Origin of the sequence: Hymenobacter amundsenii (assembly GCF_002204745.1) — a bacterium.
GTDB classification, from domain to species: domain Bacteria; phylum Bacteroidota; class Bacteroidia; order Cytophagales; family Hymenobacteraceae; genus Hymenobacter; species Hymenobacter amundsenii.
On sequence record NZ_NIRR01000004.1, the window covers coordinates 43,253 to 67,300 of the forward strand.

Consider the following 24,048-nt stretch of genomic DNA (forward strand, 5'->3'; position numbering starts at 1 on the left):
TACTACCTCCGCTTAATTCGTGCCCTAAGGGCAGCGTGCTGACGCTGGTGGTCCGGCACTTGAAAAGGCGTAGGCCCAAGTAGAAAGTTCCTGGCCTAGAAGCCGATATTGACGCCGGCCAGCAGCACCCGGGGTTGCGGATACACGCCCAGATCGACGCCGCTCGCCCCTACCTCGGGGTCGAAGCCCGTGTACTTGGTCAGCGTCACCAGGTTCTGGCCCGTCACGTACAGCCGGATCTGCTTGGCCGAAATGCGGCCGAGCACGGCGGCGGGCAGCTTGTAGCCCAGCGTGAGGGTTTTGAGGCGCAGGTACGAGCCGTCCTCCATGTAGTAGCTGCTCACCCGCAGGTTGGTGTTGGGGTCGCCGGCAATGGCGCGGGGCACGGTGTTGCTCGTGCCGGGGCCGGTCCAGCGGCCCAGCACCCGGGTACTGCCGCTGCTGTTGCCGTAGAGTGCGCTTTCCAGAATGTAGCGGTTCTGGTTGTAGATCTGGTTGCCCTGCGAGCCCTGCAGGAACACGTTCAGATCGAAGCCCTTCCAGGTAACGGTGTTGTTGATGCCGTAGGTGAAATCGGGGTTCGGGTTGCCGATGAACGTGCGGTCGAGGGCCGTAATGAGGCCGTCGCCGTTGAGGTCCTTGAACCGGATGTCGCCGGGGGCGGCCCCGTTCTGGGTGGCGTGCTTCTGCACGTCTTCGGGCGTCTGGAACAGGCCGTCGGCCACATAGCCGTAGTACGAGCCAAAGGCCTGGCCTTTATCGTAGCGGACGATAACGCCGGCCAGCGAGCCCAGCCCGTTATAAGGCTGCCCCACGCCCAACGACTCGAGGCGGGTTTTGTAGGCCGAGAACACCAAGTTGGTCGTCCAGTCGACGGCCCGGCTGCTGCCCTGCAAGTTGTGGGAGGTGAAGGAAACGTCGATGCCGCGGTTGTAGGCCGAGGCCGCGTTGCGGTTCACTCGCTCATAGGTGCCCGACACCAACGACACCGGCACCGGCGCAATCAGGTTGGGCGAGTTGCGGTTGTAGAGGTCGACGGTGGCCTCGAAACGGTTATCGAGGAAGCCAAAGTCGAAGCCCAGGTTGGTCTGGTTGTTCGTTTCCCAGCGCAACTCATTGTTTGACAGGCGGGTGGGAGCACCCCCGTTCTGGATGGTGCCGTTGGGGCCGAAGGGGTACTGAATGTCCGGGTTGATGCTGAACAGGTAGGCGAAGCGGCCGGCGTTGTTGGGGTTGCCCACCTTGCCGTAGCCGGCGCGCACCTTCAGGTTGCTGATGACGTTGTTGCCCTTGAGGAAATCTTCCTCCGAAACCCGCCAGCCGGCCGATACGCCGGGGAAGAAGCCAAACTGGTTGCCGGGCTCAAAGCGGCCCGAGCCGTCGAGGCGGGCCGTGGCCGAGAACAGGTACTTACCACCAAACTCGTAGTTCACCCGCCCGAAGTAGCTGGCCAGCTTGGCCGTGGGGTCGATGCGGCCGGCGTTGGCCAGCTGGGTGTTGATAGGGCCGCTGTTGATAACCTGCAGGTCGTTGCGCAGGTAGCCCGTGCGGTAGGCCTCCACGTTGCTGAAGTTGAACCACTGCGCCGACTGGCCCAGCAAGAACGTCACCTGGTGCTTGTCGGCAAACAGGCGGTCGTAGGTGGCGGTGTTCTCAATCAGGTAGCTCGGCGCGTACGAGGAGGTGGCCGTGCCGCCGGCCAGGTTGTAGCGGGTGCTGTAGGTGTCCTGGCTGCCGTCGGGGTTGTTCACGCGCAGTTCGGGCACCGTGGGCCGGAAGGCGTTGAAGTTGTCGAAGATGAAGTCGAAGCCCACGTTGGTGCGCAGGCGCAGGCCTTTCACGGGCTCCAGCTCGGCAAACAGCGTGGTCAGGGCCCGGTTGCGGGTAAAGCGCTGATTGTTAAGCGTGGCCGCCACTACCGGGTTCTCCTCAATGAAGTTGTCCTGGGCACCACGAGGCTCGTAGAAGTAGCCGTCGGGGCGGTAGAGCGGAATGATAGCCGGCACCCGCAGTGCCTGCTGCACCGTGCCGTACTCGCCGTTGTTGGTTGTAATCTGCCGGTCGCTCAGGTGGGTCAGCGAGATGCTGTTGCCGAACTTGAGGATGCGATTCACCTGCACGTCGCCGTTGGCCCGGAGCGTGAATCGCTCGAAATTCGAGCCCACGATGGTGCCGTCCTGCTGGAAGTAGGTGCCCGACACCGCGAAGCGAGCCTTCTCGCTGCCGCCCGTGGCCGACAGTGCGTAGTTCTGGATAGCGGCCCGCCGGAAAATGGCGTCCTGCCAGTCGGTGCCCTCGCCCAGGGCCTGGGGGTTGCGCAACCGGTCGACCACGATGGGCTGACCGGCGGCCACGCGGCTTTCGTTGTTGATGACGGCATACTCCTCGGCATTGAGCAGCTCCAGCTTGCGCCACACCGACTGCACGCCCCGGTACACATCGAGGTTGATGGTGGAAACGCCTGCCTTGCCTCGCTTGGTCGTGATGATGACCACACCGTTGGCGGCTCGTACCCCGTAAATAGCGGTGGCCGAGGCATCCTTCAGAATGTCAATCGTCTCAATGTCGTTGGGGCTGATGGCGTTCAGCTGGTTTTCGCCCCCGTCAGGCAGTGGGAAGCCATCGACCACATATAGGGGGCTGTTGTTTCCGGCCGAGGTCAGGCCGCGGATGCGTACCGAGGTGCCGGCCGCGCCGCCCGGGGCGCCGCCGTTCGAGGTAACCGTAACGCCGGCGGCCCGGCCCTGCAGGGCCTGGGTAACATCGGCTACGGGCTGGGTGGCAATTTCGCGCGACGAAACCGACGATACGGCGCCCGTTACGCTGCCGCGCTCCTGGGTGCCGTAGCCTACTACCACCACTTCGCTCAGGGCGCGGGCGTCTTCCTGCAGCGTGATGCTCAGGCCGGCGGTAGCGCCGGAAAGTGGCACCTCGCGACGGGTGAAGCCCACATAGCTGAAAATAAGGGTCGAGTTTTCGGGGGCGGTGAGCGAGAAGTTACCGTTAGCGTCAGTCGAGGCACCGATAGTGGTGCCCTTCACGATAACTGTAACGCCGGGCAACGGCTGGCCGTTTTCCTGCACTACCCGGCCCGATACAGGTACGTCGGCAAGCAAGGTGGCGTGCATGGTGGCCGGGGCCGCAGCGGGGGCGGGAGCCGCAGCTAACGCCGGGGCAGCCGGCAGGCCCAGGGCCGCCAACCACAAAGTCCGCCGCAATGCCTGAGAGTAGAGGTGTTGGTTCATTGATACGTGGGAGTTAAAAGGGCTGGGGAAAACAGGTGGGACCGTTATCAGGGAAGTACAAAGGCGGAATGCTGGCGAGGCGGTAACGCAGGCTCGGGGCAGCAGCAGAGCAAATAAGGAGCGGGGAGGCAAGGCTGCTGGAGCCCGAAGGTTTCCGGCGGCAAGGAGTACAACTGCCCATTAGGTGGCTGCTGGGTGTTCGGTACGGGCTTAGCCAGGAGTTGAGGCCTCAGCCAGAACAATCAAATATACCCCGACTTGTTCAGGAAAAGCAACGATAAAAAGGGCTTCCCAGCGCTTAATAGGGGTTTTGTATCGGTAGCGCCGAAGTGCTTATACGCTTAGTGCACACGCTAAAAATGGCGCTGCCGGGCCCAGGATAACGCAGTTGGGTTGGTTGGGCTAAACAGCGGGCCACATAAAAAACAACCTAGAAAATATCGTTGGAGTATAATTTTTTTTCAGGGAATTGCCCGATGAGTAGGCACTTACCCACTATTGGTATAGATTCTGGTGCACCGGATTTGCTAGTAGCAAGTAGCTTGCTTGTGGTCAGGTGTTTTGCTTGTCGGGTATTGCCAAAACCGCCTGGCCCCGGCCGGCGGTTCAGGTTTGCGGACGCTAAACCAGGGAGCCGGCCGGGGGTGGGCAGTTTTTGGGGGATGATGTTCAGCACGCAAGGCCAGCTATTTTCCGCCCACTATTTGAGGGAACAACAGTTGCTATGCCGAGGTGTTGGCCGACTCGGCCGCCGGCTCCTCCACTTCGGCCGTTGTGGCATCGTCGAGCAGGGTATGGGTCCACCCTTCGTTCTCATCGAAGTCGGGGGCCTGGCGGCGGCGGCGCATGGCTTCCAGTACCTTCTGACTGAAGCTCCAGCAGGTGCCCTGGCGCAGGTCGAGCACCCGCGACAGTTCCTGGGAAGAGTAGTTGCCCTGGTGGGTGTAGATAAGAAAGGCGGCGTAGAAGGCTTTGATGATGGAGAACTTACACTTTTGGAGCAGCGTATAAGCCGTGGCCGACTCCACGTAGCGGCACTTGGTGCAGCGGCGCGAGTGGGGCTCCCGGCCGTCGCAGTACTTCTCGTGGCCGCATTTGCGGCACTGGTAGCCATTAGCCCACTTCAGGTTGGCCAGGTACGTCAGGCAAGCATCTTTATCGGGGTAAATCTGGCTGAACTCGCCAAAATCAACCTCCTTCGACAGTACCCGGGCCGTCTTTACTTCCTGCAAATCGCGCCGCAGATTCTGGTTGAGCTGCTCGATGGCGGCCGACTGCAACGCCAGCAGCCCGTTGGCCTGGAGGAGCTCCCGATTCTGAGCGGCAATGGTTTCGCCCTGCTGGCTCAGCTCCGTAGTGCGCTGGGCTACCAGGCTTTCGAGCTCGGTGTTGAGCTGGTTCTGAAGGTCCTGGTTCTGGTGGAGCTGCTCGACCAGCTGCTGCTGCACCGCGTGCTTCTTGCGCAACTGCTTTACCAGCTTGCCCTGGGTTCGAATGGTAGCATCCTTGATGACCTTGATTTTTTCGCCCAGCGCGTACGAGAGCACGACCACTTCCACCACGAAGGCCACGTTCATACTGTACACCGTGCCAGTACTGGTAAACGTGTCGATGCCGAGGCGACGCAGAATCAGGAATAGCACACTGAGAGCGACCAGGGCATGGGCCAGCAGGAAAAACCGGGCCGGCCGGTAGCCCCGCCGCCACACCCGGAACGCGGCGTAGTAAATAAGGCTGTAGGGCACTAAATAGAGCAATACGGCCCAACCCGAACGGATCCAGACGGCGTTCAGCACCAGCACGGCTACGCTCCCCAGCGTCACCGCCTGTAGCCACCTGTCGAGGCGGGGTAGGTGCTGGGCTGTGTCGAGGAATTGCCGGGCGTAGAAGCTGAAGGTAAACAGCAGCAGAATGGGCGCTCCGGCAATAATAACTTCATTGATGGCCGGATGATGGGGCCACAGATACTGGAAGCCCAACCCATCCTCCGACAAAAACAAGAGGCTGCAGCTGAGCACGTACAGTACGTAGCGTAGGTAAGTCTGCTCGCCGATAAACAGGTAGAGGCACAGGTTGTACACCACCATAATCAGCAACACGCCATAGAATGCGCCCAGCAGGCCGTACTCGGTCTGGAAATGCACGGCCAGCGGCTGCTCGGCACGAAGGCGGCCCAGAAAAGTGGTTTTGGAACTCGAAACCAGCCTCAGGAAGTAAGTCTGGGTCTGCTGGTCGCGCAAGGCCAGCTGGAACAGGAAGTTTTTGTAGGGAAACTTGCGGGTGCTTAGCGGCCGGCCAGCCCCAGTAATCGTAGGGGCAGCTCCATTGGCCGGGAAAAATGCTACCTCATTAAGGTGAGAATCGAACATTTCCAGGTACCAGTGCTGGGCCAGCGCCCCATCGGCCCGTACCCGCAGGCGCAGCCAGTAGGCCGCGCCGGGGTGCTCCATGGTGGTGGTAGGCAGGCTGCTGGCCCGCCGAAACTGCCTGGCCCAACGGGGCTGCCTGACCTGCCCCAGCGTGAGTTGGCCCGTCGGGTCCTCCAATACGTCGTAGGAGCCGGGGGCCAGAAAAACTTCCGCCAGCCCCGGAGCTACGCGAAGCGTATCGGCGGCTTGGCCCTTAACCAGGGCCGGAAGCAGCAGTAAAAAGAGCAGGTTGCCGAATAGTATCAGCAGTGGCGGCAACCCGCCAACCCGCCGCAGAGAAAGGAAGAAACGTGCGAACGTCATTTTCCAAGGTACAAAAAGCCGCCCGGTTCCTAGTGCCTCCCCACCTCGGCAGCCGGGGCCGCGGGCGAAAACCGCATCCACCCCAGCGCCTGCACGGGCTGCTCGACCCAAACGCGGAGCACGTGCCGGCCAGCGGGCAGCGAAGGCGTCGTCAGGGTCACGGTCGTCCAGCCAGGGGCGGGCGCTACGGTCGCGGTGCCCAGGCCCTGTTCATCGAGGCGGAGCATGAGGCGGCCGGGGTTGGGGCCGGGGCGCAGGCGCAGCTCGGTGAGGTAGGCGCCGGGCGTGGTCACGGTAACAGTATAGCTGAGCCATTCGCCGGTTTCCAGCTCCTGCACGGCGAAGCCGCCGGGCAGGTCGGGCGTCGCCCCAATGTCCACGCCGTCGTTGCGGTAGGCCCCGCCGTGGTTGGTGGGCCGGTTGTCGCGGTAGTCGGTGCGGGCCGAGTGGGTGTCGTGGTAGGCCACGCCGTCGCGGCCAAGGTCGTAGTCGGGGGCATTTAGGGTGCCGGGAATGGTGAGAGGCCGGAAGGGGGCGCGGTAGTCGGCGGCCTGGGTGAGGGCGGCGGCCACGTCGCGGTTGAGTTGGCCGGGCGCAAACCGCACGTTGCGCAGCAGCGCCGACCGGCCTTCGGGCCGGAGCAGGCTGCCATAGGGAGCCACCCGCAGCAGCCCGGCCCCCGAATCAACCCGCTTGATGTTCCAATGGCACCAGCCGATGTTGGCCGCATTCAGGTCCTGCACGGCGGCGGCAAACCACTCGTTGGAGTTTTCGCCCGTTTCGCCCACCCATACCGGCACCTGCCACCGCTGCCGGAAAGCCACCAGGTTAGCTATCAGGTTGATCTGGTTGGGATTGGGGTCGGTGAGGGTGGGGTCGTTGGAGCACCAGTAGCGGTGGCCGTTGTACACGAGGTTGGTTTTGTCGCGGGCCGTGAGCTTATCGGGGGTGAGGTTGGAGTACTCGTTGCCGTAGCCGTTGCCCTCAAGCAGCAGCAGGTGCTGGTCCTGCCGGGCCCGTACGGCGTCAATCAGGCGGGAGTAAAACACATTCAGCTCCTGGTTGTCGGCCGAGAGGCCGTGGTCGGGGTTGAGGTTGTGGGGCTCGTTGATGAAGTCGTAGAGCGCAATGGTGGGCTCGTGCCGGTAACGGGCGGCCAACTGCTCCCAGAGGCGCACCGTTATGTCCTGGTAAATGAGGCGGCCTTTTTCGTCGCGGCGTTTCCACAGGTCGAGGGGCCGGAAGTTGTCGTTGATGTTGGCGTCGGTGCCCTGGCCGCCGGGCGCCGCGTGCAGGTCGAGCACCACGTACAGGCGGTTGGCCGCGCACCACTTCACCACGTCATCAATATAGCGGATGCCGTCGAGCTGCTGGGGCCGAGCGAATAGCTCGCCGGCGTCGTACCATTGGCTGAGCTGCTGCACGTAGGCGGCCAGCGTGGCATCGTTCTGCGGGTCGCGGATGACCTCGGTGCGGGCGTGGCGCTGCGCGGGCGTCAGGAACAAATCGTAGTGCAGGGGCAGGCGCACGCAGTTGAACCCCTGGCGGGCGAGCAGGTCGATATCGGCCTTCGTGACGAATTGCTGACGGTACCGGCGGTAAAACGCTTCCATGTCGGCCTCGGGCATGGTGCGCAACATGCCCTGCTTGATGCGCCACTGGCTGTTGAGCGTATCGGTGCCCAGCATATAGCTTTCCTGGAGCAGCCAGCCGCCCACGTTGTAACCGCGCAGCACCACTTCGCGGCCGGTGGCATCCAGCATGCGTGGGCCTTCGGCGTGCAGCGGGCTCAGCTTTTGGGCTTGGGCGGGGCAGGTGGCCGTTAGCAGGCCAGCCAGCAGCAGGCCCGCGCAAACAAGCACCTTACAACGGGGTAGCAATGGCCGAAAATACCGGGTCATAGTCATCTGAGTAGCTTGAAATAAGCGAAAGGCGATAGAGCGGCTCTATGCCCGCGGTGGGCTTCTCCCCGCCTGATCTTATAGCGGAGGGCCGCCGCAATACCGGCCGCTGGCCGCCCGGATACTACCGGGTTGATTACCAAATATATCAGCTTCCGGCAGCCAAAATCAACCTGCAAAACCTTGATTATGGCGCCAAAAGGCATTTCCCCGAACTGCCACCTGCGTGGTTATACGCTTACGGCACACGCGAAAAAAGGCCCTGCCGGTGGAAGTTGGCCCAGTGCCAGGAGCCAGGGGCAGCTAAGCAACAACTGAAAAAAGACGGCCGCACTCCCGATTAATTTTCCGGTTTCCCTTAATGCCGCTCCGCCAGACCGCCCGCGCAAACATTTCCGGGCCGCGAGTTGTGTAAAGCCACGCCACTGTCCGTTCTTCGTAGCGGCTGGCGGGCCCTGTCCGGCTGGTAGCCGTCTGCCCACTCCCATTCCTTCGCCGCGTGCCCGATTCTGCTGCTTCCTCGTCACCCGCCGCTGCTACCGCCATTATCGGGGCCGGCATTGGGGGCATTGCCACGGCCGTGCGCCTGGCCGTGGCCGGGCACCGCGTGGTGGTGTTCGAGGCCCAGGAAAGCTTCGGGGGTAAAATGCACCAGCTGGAGCTGCCCGGCGGCTACCGCTTCGATGGCGGCCCCTCGCTTTTCACTCTGCCCCACCTCGTCGACGACCTGTTCCGGCTGGCTGGCCGCGACCCGCGCGACTACTTCCGCTACCAGCGCCTCGACCCGATTACCGAGTACTTCTTCGCCGACGGCACCCGCCTCACGGCCTGGGCCGATGAGGAAAAGTTCGCCCGCGAAATCGAAGCGAAGCTGGGCACCCCCGCCGCCGACGTACTCGCTTTTCTGGCCCGTAGCGGCCGGGCCTACGAGGCCACGGCGGGTACGTTCCTGCAAAAGTCGCTGCACAAGGCCGGCACCTACCTCAGCCCCGAGGTGCTCAAGGCCCTGGCCGCGTTGCCCCAGCTCGGCCTCACCAGCACCATGCACCAGCGCCACCAGGCCGCCTTTTCTGACCCGCGCCTGGTCCAGCTCTTCGACCGGTTTGCCACCTACAACGGCTCCGACCCCTACCAGGCCCCGGCCACCCTGAGCATGATTCCGCACCTGGAGCACGGCATCGGGGCGTTCTACCCCGAGGGCGGCATTTATGCCATTGCCCAAAGCCTCGTGCGGCTGGCCCAGGAGTTGGGTGTGGAATTCCGGTACTGCGAGCCGGTGCGCGAAATCCTGGTCAGCGCCGGAAGCCGCGTAACCGGCCTGCGCACCGACCAGGGCTCCTACCAGTTCGACCAGGTGGTGAGTAACATGGATGTGGTGCCTACCTACCGCCACCTGCTAGCCGCCCAGCCCGCCCCCGAGCGCACCCTGGCCCAGCCCCGTTCCTCTTCGGCCCTTATTTTTTACTGGGGCATTGGGCGGCGCTTTCCCGAGCTGGGCGTGCACAACATCTTCTTCTCCGAGGATTACAAGCGGGAGTTCGAAGCCATTTTCCGGGAACAAACCATCAGCGCCGACCCCACGGTGTACGTCAACATCACGAGCGGCCACACGCCCACCGACGCGCCCGCGGGCCACGAAAACTGGTTTGTGATGATCAATGTGCCCCACGACCAGGGCCAGGACTGGCCGGCGCTGGTGGTCCAAACCCGCGCCGCGGTGCTGCGCCGCCTCAGCCAAGCCTTGGGCACCGACCTGGCCCCCCTGATCCGGGCCGAGCACGTCTGGGACCCGCCGGGCATCGCGGCCCGAACCTCCTCGTTTGGGGGCGCGTTGTACGGCAGCTCCAGCAACAACACCCTGGCCGCCTTCCTGCGCCACCCCAATTTCTCGGGTCGGCTGAAAGGGCTGTACTTTTGCGGGGGTTCGGTGCATCCCGGCGGCGGTATTCCGCTCTGCCTGCTCTCGGCCCAAATCGTCTCTGACCTACTTAAAGATTAAGAGCGAAGCATTGAAAGTTGACTGAATGATTGCCGTTTGCCCGTGCTCAGGCCCGCTCCGACATCATTTGCCAATGGCTACTACTTCGTTTCCGGTTCCCCCTCATGCCCGATCCTACGCAACAACTTCCCGCCGCCGCTACGGCCGATCTGTCCGCCGCCGCTGCTGCCCACCGGCGCCTGCGCTGGGCCCAGGGCGTGCTACTGCTCTTTCACGTCACGGGCTTCGTCGGACTGGGTTTTTCCCAGGACCCTGGGTTTTTCCTGCGCTTCATGCCCCTGACCATGCTGCTCACGTTGGGCCTGCTCATCGCCTTTCAGCGCGAGCGCACGGCGGCCTTTTGGAGCTTCTGCGTGGTCGTGATGGTGGCCGGGTTCTGCGTGGAGGTAGTGGGCATCCGGACCAACTTGCTGTTCGGACAATATGCCTATGGCGACGCCCTGGGCATCAAGTTTTTAGAGGTGCCGCTGCTGATTGGCGTCAACTGGCTGATTGTAACGTATTCGGCGGGGGTGCTGGCCTCCTACCTGCCGCTGCCGGGCTTCGTACGGGCCCTAGTGGCGGCGGTGCTCATGGTTGGGCTTGATATTTGTATCGAGCCGGTGGCCGTGCATTACGACTTCTGGCACTGGCAGTACGATGTGATTCCGTTGCTCAACTTCAAGGGCTGGTTCGCGGTCAGTCTGATTCTGCAGGTGTATTTCAACCGGGTCGAATTCAGCCGCCGCAATCCGCTGGTACCGTTGGTATACCTGGTGCAGTTGCTGTTTTTCTTCGGGCTGGGCATGCTACTTTGAAAGCCAGAAGTGTTAGGCAGGCGTTTGGTATCTAACCTCAGCAGTCCTGTTTTTTATGGAAGAACTCGTACTCCACCAACTCCTCGACCGTGCCCACGCCCTGTTCCGCCAGGTCGGCGTGGGCCTGATTCATGAGGAGCAGCTCGCCGCCGCCCTCGACTGCTCGATGGCCGCCTTTCGGGAGCAGTTTGGCTCCAAGGCCGAGCTGCTGCATACCGTTACCGAGCGCAACCTGCGCCGCCAGCGCCAGGAGCACGAACAGCTGCTGCGCAACCTCGATACGCCCGCCGAGTGCCTGGTGGGCATATTGCGCCACAGCCTCCAGGAGCTACGCCGTTCGCCCCACCACGACTACCACGTGATGCGCGACCAGTACCCCGATTCCTGGCAGCTTATTCAGGTGTACCTGTATGACTACAACCAGCCCCTGCTGATGCGCCTGCTACAAGAGGGTATCCAGCAGGGCCAGTTCCGCGCCGACCTTGACCCGCGCTTCATCGCCCACATCATTCTGGCGCAGTTCACGCTGGTAGTCAACGAGGAGCTGTTTCCCCCCGATCAGATCAGCCTAGCCGATACTTACTGCAACATCTTCTCCCCCTACGTGCGCGGCCTGTGTACTCCCGCCGGATTGCAGGCGGTCAGCTCCCACTTCGAAAGGTTTTAGTAGTGAATGAGGTTACGAGGTGGCACAACGAAACAATCCGTCCTCTCCAAAGTGCGAAACACGACCTATTCAAAAAGCCCCCGACGTCTGCTGGCGTCGGGGGCTTTTTGTTTGTCGGGGCTTTTGACTCCGTAAAGGACTGTTTGCTTCGCTTGCAATGACCGAACACACTCATTCACCGAGTTACTCAGGCACCACTAGCAGCTGATTTTGGCTACCCGGGTCTGGTGGCGGCCGCCTTCGAAGGCGGTGTTGAGGAACTGGCTGGTAATGGCGCGGGCGGTTTCCTGGCTCACGAAGCGGGCCGGGATGCAGACCACGTTGGCATTGTTATGCTGGCGGGCCAGCGTGGCCAGTTCCGGCTCCCAGGCAATAGCGGCCCGGATGCCTTGGTGCTTGTTGGCCGTGATGCACACCCCGTTAGCTGAGCCGCAGAGCAGCAGGCCCAGCGCAAACTCGCCTTTTTCCACGGCCGTGGCCAGCGGGTGCACGTAGTCGGGGTAGTCGACCGAGTCGGCTGAGTGGGTGCCGAAATCCTGCACCTCATAGCCGTTGTCGCGCAGCCATTCCAGCAACATCTGCTTGTACTCGAAGCCCGCGTGGTCGGAGCCAATTGCCAGTTTCATAGGGTAAGGATGAATGGGTTCAATCAGAACGTCATTCTGAGCAGCGCGAAGAATCTCGCGTGCTGACGTTGCAATGGTATCCTGATGGTAGAAATTATTTTGGCACGCGAGATTCTTCGCGCTGCGGACACCAGATGAAGAATGACGCTCTTTTTCCAGCCAATTCCCTACTCCGCTACGCCTTGGTTTTCGGCCAGCTGGGCGTTGAGGGAGGCGGTGCGGTTGCGGGCAACCACCCGGGCAATGTTGATGCTCAGCTCGTAGAGCAGAATGATGGGGATGGTGACAATGATTTGCGACGTGACCTCGGGAGGCGTGATGATGGCCGCCACGATGAGCACGACTACGATGGCGTGCTTGCGGTACACGCGCATGATTTCGGGCGTAATCAGGCCCGCTTTGGCCAGGAAGAACACAATCATGGGCAGCTCGAACACGAAGGCGCAGGAGAGGCTCATGGTCGTGAGCGTGCTCAGGTAGCTCTGCATGTCGATCTGGTTCTCGATGCTGGCATCAACCACGTAACCGGCCAGGAACTGGATGCTCATGGGGGCGGCAATGTAGTAGCCGAACAGCAAACCCAGAATAAAGAGCACCGACACGAAAAACACCGCCCCGCGCGAGTTCTGCCGCTCGTGCGGGTACAGGCCCGGCTCGATAAAACGCCACAACTCCCAGAACAGGTACGGGAAGCCCAGCACAATGCCCACGATAAAGCTCGTGCTGATGTGCATGGTTAGCTGCCCGCTCATTTCGCGGTTCTGAATCACGAACCCGATTTTATCGATGCACAACCCCGGGGCCCCCAGCCAAGCGGCCAGCTGGCACGACATGCGGTAAGTCCAGAAGTCGGACCGCGAGGGCCCCAGCATTAGGTCGTGGAACAGGAAATCCTTGGCGAAGAAGGCGCCGGTGGCAAATACCACGACGGCAATGGCCGCCCGGATAACGTGCCAGCGCAGCGCCTCCAGGTGGTCGATAAACGACATTTCCTGCTGTTCGCCCAGCAAGGGTTGAGTTGAAGACACGGAAAGGAATGAAGGAGTGAATGAGGGAATGAGTGACTCGGTGAATCGGGGGAGTCGTGGGGTTGAAGGAGAACAAACGGAAATACGAGGTGTCAGGATGTAGGCCGATCAGCTTCGTAAACGCACGCATGCACCGCGTCAGTCATTCGCGCATTGATTTAAGCGAAAAGCGGATACTGCTGCATCCACTCGTTGATTTCGCCGCGCACCTTCGCAATGCGGGCGTCATCGGCGTTGTGGGTCAGCACCTGGTCGATGAAGTCGACGATGCGGACCATATCGGGCTCCTTGAGGCCCCGGGTGGTTACGGCGGCCGAGCCGATGCGCATGCCCGAGGTCACAAAGGGCGACTTATCATCGAAGGGTACCATGTTCTTGTTGATGGTGATATCGGCCTTCACGAGCGTGTTTTCGGCCAGCTTGCCGGTCAGGCCCTTGCTGCGCAAATCAATCAGCATCAGGTGGTTGTCGGTGCCGCCCGAAATCAGCTCGTAGCCCCGCTCCACGAAAGCGCCGGCCAGGGCCTGGGCGTTGCTGACGACTTGGCGGGTGTAATCGGCGTAGGTGTCGGTGAGGGCTTCGCCGAAGGCTACGGCCTTGGCCCCGATAACGTGCTCCAAAGGTCCGCCCTGGGTGCCAGGGAACACGCCCGAATCGAGCAGGGCCGACATCATGCGGGTTTCGCCCTTGGGCGTCTTCAGGCCGAAGGGGTTCTCGAAGTCCTTGCCCATCATAATCAGGCCGCCCCGGGGGCCGCGCAGGGTTTTGTGGGTGGTGGTGGTTACGATATGGCAGTGCTGGAACGGGTTGTTGAGCAAGCCCTTGGCAATCAGGCCCGAGGGGTGCGAGATGTCGGCCAGCAGCAGGGCGCCTACTTCGTCGGCGGCTTCGCGCAGGGCTTGGTAGTCCCAGTCGCGCGAGTAGGCCGAGGCCCCGCAGATGATGAGCTTGGGCTGCTCGCGGCGGGCCGTTTCCTTTACTTTCTGGAAGTCGATGAGGCCGGTTTCCTTCTCTACGCCATAAAAGGAAGGCTTATAGAGCTTGCCCGAGAAGTTGACGGGCGAGCCGTGGGTGAGGTGGCCGCCATGGCTGAGGTCGAAGCCCAGGATTTTGTCGCCGGGGTTGAGGATGGCCAGCATCACGGCCGCGTTGGCCTGGGCGCCGGAGTGCGGCTGCACGTTTACCCACGCCACCCCGAACAGCTCCTTGGCCCGGTCGATGGCCAGTTGCTCGATCTGGTCCACGATTTCGCAGCCGCCGTAGTAGCGCTTGCCGGGCAGACCCTCGGCGTACTTGTTAGTCAGGATGGAGCCCTGGGCCCGCATGACCTGCTCCGATACGTAATTCTCGGAGGCAATGAGTTCGATGCCGTGGGTTTGGCGGGCTTTCTCCTGCTTGATGAGGTCGAAAACGGCGGTATCGGGGGCGAGGACGCGGGCTTGAGTTTCCATAGTTTCAAAGGTAGCGCATCGGCGGTGAATGCATGACTCGACAGATGAGTAACAGGCTAGTTCGCTCGTTCATCAGGCCATCCATTCGTTGCTTCCTCTTATCTTGCCCCTTATGAGCACCCCCCAGCAGCTTGCCGAAGTCCTGACCAGCCTTCGGGTAGGCAACCAATCGTACTTAGTGCGCTTCTACGAGCAGAACCGCGCCCTGTTTGCGCGCTGGGCCCGCCGCCAGCACCAGTTGGAGCCCGGAGCCGCCCACGAGCTGCTGCGCACGGTGGTGGTGGAGTTCTACGACCAAGTGGCCGATGGCCGCCTCACCAAGCTGCCGCCCGACGTGCGGGCCTACGTGTACGGGCTGGCCGACGAGCGGGTCCGGGCCACGTCCACCGACGGGCTGCCGGTCAGCGAGTCGGGCCGCCGCCAGCGCCTGCTGGCCCTGTTCCGCACGCTGGGCCTCGACTGCCAGAAAATGCTGATGTATTTTTACTTCCGAGGCTACAATTTCGAGAAGATGGCCGGCAAAATGGGTTTCGCCAATTCCAACGTGGCCCGAATGCAGAAATCGACCTGCCTGCGCAAGCTCTACGAATTGCAGCGCCCGGCCGAAGCCGTTGCCTGAGTTGGCTCACGGGGTTCTGCGTAGCTTCGCCCTGCCGGCCTCCGGTGCTGCTCCTATTTCTGCCTCCTTCTTTTCGCTCGTTTCATGTCTCTGCCCGCCCCCGATCTGCGCCCTTACCTGGAAGAGCTGGAATGCTTTGCCGATGGGCAGCTGAGCGCGGCCGAGCAGGAGGCGTTCGAAGCCCGCCTCGAAACCGATGCCGACCTCTACCAGGCCTATCAGCTTTACGAGCAGCTAACGGCCGACCTACGCTGGGTGGCGGGCCACGAAACCCTCTACCAGCGCCTACTGGCGCTCGACCAGCGCCTAGACCAGCGCGAAGTGGCCCTGACGCGGGTGCGGCGGCGGCAGCGGCGCACCCAGCGCCGCTGGGCCGTGGGCGTGGTGGCGGCCGCCGTAGCCCTGCTGGCCCTATGGCTGGTTTGGCGCCCCACTATCCCCAACGCCGCCGACAACTGGATCCGTTACTACGTGCCCGAGGCCGGCTTGTCGAGCGCCGTGATGCGGGAAAGCCAGCGCCCGTTGCTGGCCGAAGCCATGCGCCAGTACCACGAGGGCCACTACGATCCGGCCCTCTATACCCTACGCCGGATATCGTCGAATACCATTGGGCAGGACACGCTTACGTACTACAACGGCATTTTCCTGCTCAGCCAAAACGAACCCGAGGCGATTCAGGCGGCCCAGCCCTTCCTGCGGCGCGTAGCCATGCAGGCCGACTCGCGTTTGGCCGGCCAGGCGCGCTACCACCTGGGCATGGCTTACTGGCGCAACCAGCAAATCACGGCCGCCCGTAACACCCTGCGGGCCGTAGCCAACGACGCCCGCAACCCCTACCAGGACGCCGCCCGCCAGGTATTGCGCTCGGGACTGATAAAGGAGTAGCACAAGCCGCGGCCTTCTCCGCTTCATCTACCCGCGCTTTTCAATAACGTATTCCCGCTCGATGTTGGGCTGCAAGGTCAGCTCTCCGGTGTCGAGGTTGAAGGCGGCCAAGTGGCGCAGCTCGGGGTTGTGGCGGTAGACGCAACCGGTATCGAGGCATACCGCGCCGGGGTGAGTGGCCAGGCGCCGTTGCACCTCGGCGTGGGGCGTGGGCACGTGGCCGTGTACTAGTCGCCGGCCTTGTAGGCGCGAGGCATCGAAAGTGAATTCCTTGCTATTGAGCATGCTGTGCCAGTCGTGGCGCATGGTGGCGGCCGGCTGGCGGAAATCGTAGCCGGCATGTACCAGCGTCCAGCCCGCAATATCGAGCTGATGGGGCAACTCCCGGAGCCAGCGCAGGTAGTGGAGCGGAATATCCTGGGCGCGGGGCACGCCGAAGCTGGCGAGCGTGAGTTGGCGGTCGGCCTCGGTGGCCCAGGTGCGGTCGGTGTGGCCTTCGGCGGCATCGAGCAGCTCCTGGTCGTGGTTGCCGCGCAGGCACACCACCTGGAAACCCCGGCGGGGCAGCGCCAGCAGGTAGTCGAGCACGCCCCGGCTATCGGGGCCCTTGTTCACGTAGTCGCCCAGCAGGTACAGCTCGTCATGAGGTTGCAGCTGCAGCTGGTTTTCAACCAACTCCCGCAACGAGAGCAGGCAGCCATGGATATCGGTTATCACGTAGCGGGCCATAAGTAGCAGGCAGAATAGAAGTGGAGAAACCAGTTGAAACCCAAACGAGCACCCATGCCAATGAGTGCTCGTTTAGGGTTGGTCGTTATGCCAGCGTGGGTTAGCTGTAAGCCGGTTTGTCGAGGTCGGGCTTGTCGTAGTTGCGGTTGGGGTTGTTCACCAAATGGGGCGGAATCTTGTCCAGTCCGTCCTCGGTATACTCGTCGGCCAGCTTCTGCTGGTCGTCGTCGTTGGCGAGGGGCTTGCTATTGGGGTCCGACTTGCGCTGGCCGGTGCCGGCTGGGTCGCCACTATTCTCTTTCGATTGCTGGTTGCTATTGTCAGACATAATAAGGGGGGTAATCAAGCCGTTAGCTGAGAGCTGTTAGTTTTCGTTCAACTGAAAAAGAGCTAGCAGCTAACGGCTTGTGAAAATTATTGGTCGATGGCCGTGTCTTTGGCGTCGTAGTCGGTAAGGTCGGCGTTGGTGCCTTGGCTGGCGAGCTTGGCGTTGGAAGGCGGGTTGGCCTCCATCTGGCCCATGCCCACGCGCGAATCAGGGTCTTCCATTTCGTCGGGGCCTTTGCGGGCGTCGTCGCCATCGAGCTCATCAACCGGTCGGCGGGGCTCCTGGGTAAGGCGGTGGGCTGGCATGTCCTGGTTGGGGCGGTCGGGGCGGCCTTCCTCGGTGGTGCGCATGTTATCGGCGGGCGGGGCCACCTTGTCTTCGTTCTGGTTCATCGACACGGCCGTGACCCCATCGGAGCTATCGGTGCCGAAGCCCTGCTTGCCGTCGCGGTTACCGAAGCCACCGCGGGCGTCCTCGTTCTTGGGCGGGTCGGCGCCGGGCACGATGTGGCCGGCTTTCATTTCCTGGTCCGAAGTATCGTCGTTGAGCACGCGCACGGGGCGGTCGTTGGGGTCAATAGCCATAGTTGTTTTGGGTTGAGGTGGATAGGCGGGCGTTTGGTAAAGTGTACTGTGGTTTGCAGGTTTGGGTTTAGCTTTGGGCCGGCCGCTGGGTTACCGGCAACCTTCTGTACTCACTCTGGCAGCAGGGCGCGGTTGGAACTTGCAGGGTTCCGCGCCTGTGGAAACCAGCAGCAAGAGAGCAGTTATAATGACGCTGAAGGATGAATAGCGGCTCAGAATATGAGTGACTTACCTGATAATGCGGGGTGTTTAAACTGTGGGTCGGAACTCCGCGAACAATTTCCCTCGTACCAGAAATTTGATGCGTGGTTGCTTCGGTTTTTGCAAAAAGGCTTCCTGCCAGCGGCCGCTCCCTCGCCAGCGGCCGCCGTGCCGCAGTGGGCTGCCCCGCACTACTGCACCTGCCCCGAGTGCGGCCAGGTATGGGCACTATCGTATCCGGAAAGCTCCTGGCGCGGCTATTTCCTGCCCATCGCGGCGGCGAGTGCCCGGTACCAGCAACAGCAACGATTGAACCGGTTGCGGCGCTTCGGGTGCTTCGGGCTGCTGGTGCTAATCGGAATTTGGCTGGCGGTACAATGGCGATAGTAGCGGTTACCACATGTCTCTGCGGGGTGGTTTAACCCGCCACCCGCTACCTTGCAGCACCACCAATTCTGCCCGCCCCATGTGGACCGAACAAGACAACGCCCTCTGCCGCACTTTCCGCTTCACCGATTTCAAAATAGCGTTCAGCTTCATGAGCGACGTAGCCGAGGAGGCCGAGTTCCAGAACCATCATCCGTGGTGGAGCAACGAGTACAACACCGTCAGCTTCCGCCTGCGCACCCACGACGCGGGTAACACCATCACCGACAAAGACCGGAAACTGGCCGCCGCCATCGACATCCTGGCCGCCGAGTACGGTGGAGAGGAAGCGTGATTTTCAGTTGCCGGTAGTCAGTGAGCAATGTCCAAGTCATTCAGAGCGGAGCGAAAAATCTCGCGTGCTGATGTTGCGGCGGTCATTCAACGCTTAACATGCGAGATTCTTCGCTGCGCTCTGAATGACGGTCACCCTGGACACTGCCCACTGATAAACTACCTTTGCAGGCTATGTCGGAAACCACGCCTACGCTGCTTTACCTCGTGCCTACGCCCATCGGCAACCTGGAGGATATCACCCTGCGGGCCATTCGGATCTTGGGCGAGGTGGACACCGTGCTGGCCGAGGACACCCGCACCAGCGGCCGGCTGATGCAGCACCTGGGCCTGAAAAAGCCCATGCTCAGCTACCACCTCCACAACGAGCACCAGCAGGTGCAGCGCCTACTGGAGCGGCTCGAAAAAGGCGAAACCATGGCCCTGGTCTCCGACGCGGGCACGCCCGGCATCTCCGACCCCGGGTTTCTGCTGGTCCGCGAGTGCCTGGCCCGCAACATCAAGGTCGAGTGCCTGCCGGGCGCTACGGCCTTCGTGCCGGCGCTGCTTAAGTCGGGCTTTGGGGCCGAGCGGTTCACGTTTGAGGGGTTTCTGCCGGTGAAAAAGGGCCGCCAGACCCGGTTGCAGGAGCTGGCCCAGGAAACCCGCACTCTTATTTTCTACGAGTCGCCCCACCGCATTGTGAAAACGCTGGAGCAACTGGCCGAGGTGTTCGGCCCCGACCGCCCCGCCTCCGTGAGCCGGGAACTGACCAAGCTGTTCGAGGAAACCGTGACGGCCCCGCTGGGCGAGCTGGCCCGGAACTTCGCCGCCCGCGCCGCCATTAAGGGCGAAATCGTGCTCGTGGTGCAGGGCCACAAAGAGGAGCGTCCTGCCAAGGAAAGCCGCTACAAAAACCACGACGACCGTGACGAATAACCCCACTCTGGCGCCAGTCGCAGTTCCCGCCACCCCCGCCAAAGGCTGGGCTTACTGGCTGCCGAGCCTGCTGGCCTTGCTGAGCGCGAGCCTGCTCTGGGCCGGCTGGCCAGTGCATCCGGGGCCGCTGGCGCTGCTGCTGCTCGTGGCCTGGGTGCCCTACCTGCTGCTGGAACAGTACCTCACCCAACGGGGGGCCAGCGGCTGGAAGGTCTGGCGCTACGGCTACCTAACGCTGATGCTCTGGAACCTGTTTACCACCTACTGGGTGAGCTTCAGCACGCTGGGCGGCGGTATTGCGGCCGTCGTCTGTAATGCCCTGATGATGAGCGCGGCACTGGCAGCCTTTTACCACACCAAAAAACGCTTCGGCCCGACGCTGGGCTACCTCTCGCTGCCCATTTACTGGATTGCCTTCGAGCAGCTCCACCTGCACTGGTTTCTCACCTGGCCCTGGCTCACGCTCGGCAACGGTTTCGCCTCGGCCAACTACTTGGTGCAGTGGTACGAGTACACCGGTTTTCTGGGCGGCTCGGTGTGGCTGTGGGCGGTGAATTTGCTGGTGTTCTTCGCCATCAGAAGCAGAAAATCAATCATCGAAAATGAAGCTCCGGCAAGCCCGTGGGGTAAGCCGTTCTTCACCTTCAATCCCCGGTTTGCCATTGCCGCCCTCGCGGCCATCATCCTGCCTGTTGGCCTCTCGTTGCTGATTGGGAGCCGTTACCAGGAGAAAGGCCCGTCGGCCGAAGTGCTGGTGGTGCAGCCCAACGTCGACCCGTTTCTGGAGAAGTTCGAGGGCACGCCCAACTTTATTCCGCACGCCGAGCAGCTGGAGCGCCTGCTCACGCTCACCGCGCAACACCTTACACCCCAGACGCGCCTCGTGCTCTGGCCCGAAACCAGCCTCGACGAAACGTATTTCGAGAACACCATTGAAACCTACCCCAATATTGTGCGGCTACGGCAGTGGCTGGCCGCGCACCCGGGCGTAGAGTTGGTAACGGGCCTGACCACGGTGGGCCAATACGGCCCCGATAAGGGCAAGGCCAGCCCCACCGCCCGCTTCCGCGACGATTTGGGTTACTACGACCTGTTCAACGCGGCCCTGCACTTGGGCGGCACGAATACGCCGGCCGGGTTCTACCACAAAAGCCGCCTCGTGCCGGGCGTGGAAGGCGTACCGCCCTGGCTGTCGGTATTCGTGATTGATTTGGGCGGCTCGGCCGGCGGACTGGGCTCGCAGCCCGAGCGCACCGTGTTCCAGGTAGCTGCCGTGCCGGCCCTGCGCGTGGCCCCGGTTATCTGCTACGAGTCGGTGTACGGCGACTTTGTGGGCGACTACGTGGCCAACGGGGCCACGCTCATCGGCATCATCACCAACGACGGCTGGTGGTCCGACTCGCCGGGCCACTCCCAGCATCTGCAATACGCAACGCTCCGGGCCATCGAAACCCGCCGCGACGTGGCCCGATCGGCCAACACCGGCATTTCGGCCTTCATCAACCAGAAGGGCGAAATCACGCAACAAACCGGGTGGTGGGTGAAAACGGCTAGCCGCGCCCCGGTGCACCTGAACACCGAACAAACCTTCTACGTCCGCCACGGCGAGCTAATCGGCCCTGCCTGCCAGGCGCTGGCGGTATTGCTGCTGCTAGGCACGGCCACGGCGGCGGTTGTGGGGCGGAAGCGGGTGGTTACGTCTTTAAATTAAAAGAACGTCATGCTGAGCGCAGCCGAAGCACCTCTACTGCTTCGGCGCAATCGACAGGATTGTTATTGCGGTAGAGATGCTTCAGCTCCGCTCCGCTCAGCATAACGTTCTGTACCAGGCACTAACAACTAAGCACGAATCACTAACCGAATGGATTACAACCAAATCAGCTTTCAGCTCGCGGCCGTAACGCGCCACGCGGGGCAGTTCATCCGCCAAGAGGCCGCTACGTTTGACCGCAGCCACATCGAAAATAAAGGCACCCACGACCTGGTTTCGTACGTGGATAAGGAAACCGAGAAGCTGCTGGTGGCCGGGCTGCGCGAGGTGCTGCCCGAAGCCGGCTTCATCACGGAAGAAGGTACCGAGGGCGCCGAGCGGGCCGAGGAATTCAACTGGATTATCGACCCCCTGGACGGCACCACCAACTTCGTGCACGGCCTGCCGGTGTACTGCGTGAGCGTGGGCCTGATTCGGGGCCAGGAGCTGGTGGCCGGCGTGGTGTACGAAGTAGTGCGCGACGAGTGTTTCCGGGCCGCCAAAGGCGCCGGGGCCTTCTGCAACGAGCAGCCCATCCACGTTTCCGACGTGCCCGACCTCAACTCCTCGCTCATTGCCACTGGTTTTCCCTACACCGATTTCGGCCTCATGGACGACTACCTGAAGGTGCTCGGCGCCTTCATGCGCGGCTCCCACGGCGTGCGCCGCGTGGGCTCGGCTGCTGCCGACTTGGCCTACGTGGCTGCCGGCCGCTTCGAGGGTTTCTTCGAGTTCAACCTCAACTCCTACGACGTGTCGGCCGGCATTCTGCTGGTGCGCGAGGCCGGCGGCCGGGTCACGGAGTTCCTGGAAGATGGCGACCCGCTGTTCGGCCGCGAGGTAGTGGCCAGCAATGGCCTCGTGCACCAGGAAATGCAGGAGCTGATCGGGCAGGTTTGGCGGAAGTAGGTAACCACCTGTCATGCTTCGGCTGCGCGGACGCCAGATAAAGCATGACGACCGGCTTGCATCAGCCGCTCCCAACGAACCTCCAGGCCTCAATCCCTGTTACCTTTGCGCTATGTGGATTCAGTATCTCATCATCTTGCTCCTCTTCGCCGGGGCGGCCTTTTACATGGGCCGTATCTTCTGGCGGGCATTCGATAAGCGCCAGAGTGGCTGCGCGAAAGGCTGCGGCGGGGCTTGCTCCGTTATCGACGTCGACCAGATTCAGCGCACCATCGACCGGGCTGTGCAGCAGCAGCATGCCAACGGCTAACGGCGCGCTTCTTTTGCCCCCGATATAACCTGCCCCTGTGTTGGCTACGTATAGCCCGGCACGGGGGCAAGTTTGCTATCGGCCCCCGCTATTTCCCTCCGCCCTCCTAACAACTAATCCCTTTCGCCATGCAGGATAAAGAAGAAGAACGCAGCCTTGTAAATGTTGAGCGTAAACTAAACGCCGATGGTTTCACGGCTGATTTTCGGGTAACCGAGGGCAAGCTCTATCCCCTCAGCGACGATAACAAGGCCCGGGGCTACGCGCCGGAGGAAATAACTATCGTGGATTTCTACCGCTTCGAGGGCGAAAGCAACCCCGATGATATGTCCATTCTCTACGCCATCGAAACGGCCGACGGCGTGAAAGGTACCATTGCCACCGCTTACGGAACCTACGGCGACACCAGCGTAGATGAATTCCTTAAAACGGTGGAAGACCTGGGCAAGAACCTCGATAAAAACCACAAATAAGCTGGGCCTAACCCACCGAAAAGAGCCCCGCCGGATTCGTCCGGTGGGGCTCTTTTCGGTGGCCGAGTGCGGCAGCTACTCGGCCTGGTGTGGCTGGGCCGAGGGCTTCGGAGGAGCCTGGGCCCGGGTGAGATTCCGGCTGACTTGCTCCAGCAGCTCGGGCGAAATATCGAGGGTACGGATGGGGAACGGAATCGTGATGCCGGCGTGGTCGAAGGCGCGCTTGATGCGCATGATGGCCTCGCTCTTCGAGCCCACGTAATCGACCTGCTGGCGGTAGGGAATCCAGAAGCGCAGGGTGAAATTGATGGAGCTTTCGCCGAATTCGGTGAACATAACTTCCAGCGGCCGGTGGGCGAGCATGTTCGGGAAGTCGCGCATGCAGTCCAGCACTACCTCGCGCACCTGCTCCAGGTTGGCATCGTAGGTGACGCCGCATTCCACATCTACCCGGCGCTGGGTGGTGACGGTGAAGTTGATGACCGAGCTTTCGAACACCTTGCGGTTGGGTACCCGCACCAGCTCGCCGGTTACCTGCCGCAAATCCAGGGTCCGCAGGTTGATGCTCTCAATAGTTCCGAAGTAAGATTCGGTTTGGATAACGTCGCCCACCGTGAAGGGCCGCTGGATGGCGATGATGATGCCGCTGATAAAGTTGGCCGCAATATCCTGAAAGGCGAAACCCAAGGCCAGCCCGATAATTCCGACGCCGGCCAGCAGCGAGGTCACCGTCTTATCGAGGCTCAGTACTTCCAGCGTGAAGAAAATGCCAATCAGCAGCACACCCACATGGGCGATGGTAGCAACCAGGTTGTTGAGCGTGACGCTGGTGGAGACCCGGGGTAAAAACCGGACGATAAACCGCCGCGCCAGCCGGGCCACGAAGTAGGTGACGGTAAGGATAACGACGGCGATGAGCAGGTTAGGCAGCATCAGGATGAGGGCCTGCATCCAGCGTACCAGCTTGCCCGAAAGAAGATTAAACGCGCGTTGAAAGTCCGTTATGCCAAACATGAACTGGTGACTGGTGATGAAGCGAAATATAAGCAGATACCGCGCCGGTTAAGCAGCTTAGCCCATTGTGCGAATCGAAATAAAGTGCAAAAATAGTTATATAAATCTGATTTACAGTGGCTTGTTGACTGGTTGCGCGGCGCCATACTTCACCGAGCTCAG

22 protein-coding genes are annotated in these 24,048 nt (G+C 61.8%); 12 read left to right on the forward strand and 10 right to left on the reverse strand.

The features are described 5' to 3' along the window. Positions 1-95: 95 nt before the first annotated feature. The 3 genes from CDA63_RS04270 to CDA63_RS04280 all read right to left on the reverse strand — a co-directional run bounded on the left by CDA63_RS04270 (position 96) and on the right by CDA63_RS04280 (position 7,878). Positions 96-3,245 carry a SusC/RagA family TonB-linked outer membrane protein gene (locus CDA63_RS04270; protein WP_088463217.1) on the reverse strand — a complete coding sequence of 1,050 codons (3,150 nt, stop codon included), beginning with the start codon at positions 3,243-3,245 and terminating at the stop codon, positions 96-98. Between the two features lie 722 nt (positions 3,246-3,967). Next, positions 3,968-5,977 (reverse strand): 7TM diverse intracellular signaling domain-containing protein, encoded by a 2,010-nt coding sequence (locus CDA63_RS04275; protein ID WP_088463218.1) that lies wholly within the window; start codon positions 5,975-5,977, stop codon positions 3,968-3,970. 29 nt (positions 5,978-6,006) lie between these two features. Continuing rightward, positions 6,007-7,878, reverse strand: a complete 1,872-nt coding sequence (locus CDA63_RS04280; protein ID WP_165768189.1) for a cellulase family glycosylhydrolase — start codon at positions 7,876-7,878, stop codon at positions 6,007-6,009. A gap of 499 nt (positions 7,879-8,377) precedes the next feature. On the opposite strand from CDA63_RS04280, the gene crtD reads away from it, so the two are divergent. From crtD to CDA63_RS04300, 3 genes are all read left to right on the forward strand, one after another. Continuing rightward, positions 8,378-9,877 (forward strand): 1-hydroxycarotenoid 3,4-desaturase CrtD, encoded by a 1,500-nt coding sequence (gene crtD / locus CDA63_RS04290; RefSeq protein ID WP_088463221.1) that lies wholly within the window; start codon positions 8,378-8,380, stop codon positions 9,875-9,877. Positions 9,878-9,981: 104 nt separating this feature from the next. Continuing rightward, positions 9,982-10,674: a carotenoid biosynthesis protein gene (locus CDA63_RS04295; protein ID WP_088463222.1), complete on the forward strand. Its 693-nt coding sequence runs from the start codon at positions 9,982-9,984 to the stop codon at positions 10,672-10,674. 55 nt (positions 10,675-10,729) lie between these two features. Continuing rightward, a complete protein-coding gene (locus CDA63_RS04300; protein ID WP_088463223.1) occupies positions 10,730-11,341 on the forward strand; it encodes a TetR/AcrR family transcriptional regulator in 612 nt (203 codons plus the stop codon). Between the two features lie 197 nt (positions 11,342-11,538). Here CDA63_RS04300 and rpiB read toward each other — a convergent pair whose 3' ends face one another. The 3 genes from rpiB to CDA63_RS04315 form a co-directional block, all read right to left on the reverse strand. Beyond that, on the reverse strand, positions 11,539-11,967 hold the full coding sequence (rpiB, locus tag CDA63_RS04305; protein ID WP_088463224.1) for a ribose 5-phosphate isomerase B: 429 nt from the start codon (positions 11,965-11,967) through the stop codon (positions 11,539-11,541). 167 nt (positions 11,968-12,134) lie between these two features. Then, entirely contained in the window at positions 12,135-12,995 is an 861-nt protein-coding gene (gene tatC / locus CDA63_RS04310; protein WP_317044034.1) for a twin-arginine translocase subunit TatC, read from the reverse strand. A gap of 158 nt (positions 12,996-13,153) precedes the next feature. Continuing rightward, positions 13,154-14,446 carry a serine hydroxymethyltransferase gene (locus CDA63_RS04315; protein WP_088463226.1) on the reverse strand — a complete coding sequence of 431 codons (1,293 nt, stop codon included), beginning with the start codon at positions 14,444-14,446 and terminating at the stop codon, positions 13,154-13,156. Positions 14,447-14,558: 112 nt separating this feature from the next. On the opposite strand from CDA63_RS04315, the gene CDA63_RS04320 reads away from it, so the two are divergent. Together CDA63_RS04320 and CDA63_RS04325 are read left to right on the forward strand one after the other, a co-directional pair. Then, complete coding sequence (locus tag CDA63_RS04320) at positions 14,559-15,065, forward strand: hypothetical protein (protein ID WP_088463227.1); 507 nt, start codon at positions 14,559-14,561, stop codon at positions 15,063-15,065. A gap of 84 nt (positions 15,066-15,149) precedes the next feature. Further along, entirely contained in the window at positions 15,150-15,950 is an 801-nt protein-coding gene (locus tag CDA63_RS04325) for an anti-sigma factor (protein ID WP_088463228.1), read from the forward strand. Positions 15,951-15,977: 27 nt separating this feature from the next. Here CDA63_RS04325 and CDA63_RS04330 read toward each other — a convergent pair whose 3' ends face one another. From CDA63_RS04330 to CDA63_RS04340, 3 genes are all read right to left on the reverse strand, one after another. Further along, entirely contained in the window at positions 15,978-16,679 is a 702-nt protein-coding gene (locus CDA63_RS04330) for a metallophosphoesterase family protein (protein WP_088463229.1), read from the reverse strand. 100 nt (positions 16,680-16,779) lie between these two features. Next, positions 16,780-17,007 (reverse strand): hypothetical protein, encoded by a 228-nt coding sequence (locus CDA63_RS04335; RefSeq protein ID WP_088463230.1) that lies wholly within the window; start codon positions 17,005-17,007, stop codon positions 16,780-16,782. An 86-nt stretch (positions 17,008-17,093) separates the two neighbouring features. After that, on the reverse strand, positions 17,094-17,591 hold the full coding sequence (locus CDA63_RS04340; RefSeq protein WP_088463231.1) for a hypothetical protein: 498 nt from the start codon (positions 17,589-17,591) through the stop codon (positions 17,094-17,096). A gap of 321 nt (positions 17,592-17,912) precedes the next feature. Here CDA63_RS04340 and CDA63_RS20315 point away from each other — a divergent pair, with 321 nt between their 5' ends. From CDA63_RS20315 to CDA63_RS04370, 7 genes are all read left to right on the forward strand, one after another. Then, positions 17,913-18,179, forward strand: coding sequence for a hypothetical protein (locus CDA63_RS20315; RefSeq protein ID WP_126546726.1), 267 nt, complete (start codon positions 17,913-17,915; stop codon positions 18,177-18,179). A 79-nt stretch (positions 18,180-18,258) separates the two neighbouring features. Beyond that, a complete protein-coding gene (locus CDA63_RS04345) occupies positions 18,259-18,513 on the forward strand; it encodes a 4a-hydroxytetrahydrobiopterin dehydratase (RefSeq protein ID WP_088463232.1) in 255 nt (84 codons plus the stop codon). Between the two features lie 173 nt (positions 18,514-18,686). After that, complete coding sequence (gene rsmI / locus CDA63_RS04350; RefSeq protein WP_088463233.1) at positions 18,687-19,430, forward strand: 16S rRNA (cytidine(1402)-2'-O)-methyltransferase; 744 nt, start codon at positions 18,687-18,689, stop codon at positions 19,428-19,430. After that, positions 19,420-21,141, forward strand: coding sequence for an apolipoprotein N-acyltransferase (gene lnt, locus CDA63_RS04355; RefSeq protein ID WP_242434540.1), 1,722 nt, complete (start codon positions 19,420-19,422; stop codon positions 21,139-21,141). The genes rsmI and lnt overlap by 11 nt, the downstream gene beginning before the upstream one ends. A 150-nt stretch (positions 21,142-21,291) precedes the next feature. Continuing rightward, on the forward strand, positions 21,292-22,089 hold the full coding sequence (locus CDA63_RS04360; RefSeq protein ID WP_088463234.1) for an inositol monophosphatase family protein: 798 nt from the start codon (positions 21,292-21,294) through the stop codon (positions 22,087-22,089). A 112-nt stretch (positions 22,090-22,201) separates the two neighbouring features. Beyond that, positions 22,202-22,399 (forward strand): FeoB-associated Cys-rich membrane protein, encoded by a 198-nt coding sequence (locus tag CDA63_RS21055; RefSeq protein WP_199797489.1) that lies wholly within the window; start codon positions 22,202-22,204, stop codon positions 22,397-22,399. A gap of 128 nt (positions 22,400-22,527) precedes the next feature. Next, positions 22,528-22,872 (forward strand): hypothetical protein, encoded by a 345-nt coding sequence (locus CDA63_RS04370; RefSeq protein ID WP_088463235.1) that lies wholly within the window; start codon positions 22,528-22,530, stop codon positions 22,870-22,872. A 75-nt stretch (positions 22,873-22,947) separates the two neighbouring features. Here the strand turns inward: CDA63_RS04370 and CDA63_RS04375 are convergent, their stop codons facing one another. Next, a complete protein-coding gene (locus tag CDA63_RS04375; RefSeq protein WP_088463236.1) occupies positions 22,948-23,886 on the reverse strand; it encodes a mechanosensitive ion channel family protein in 939 nt (312 codons plus the stop codon). Positions 23,887-24,048 lie beyond the last annotated feature (162 nt).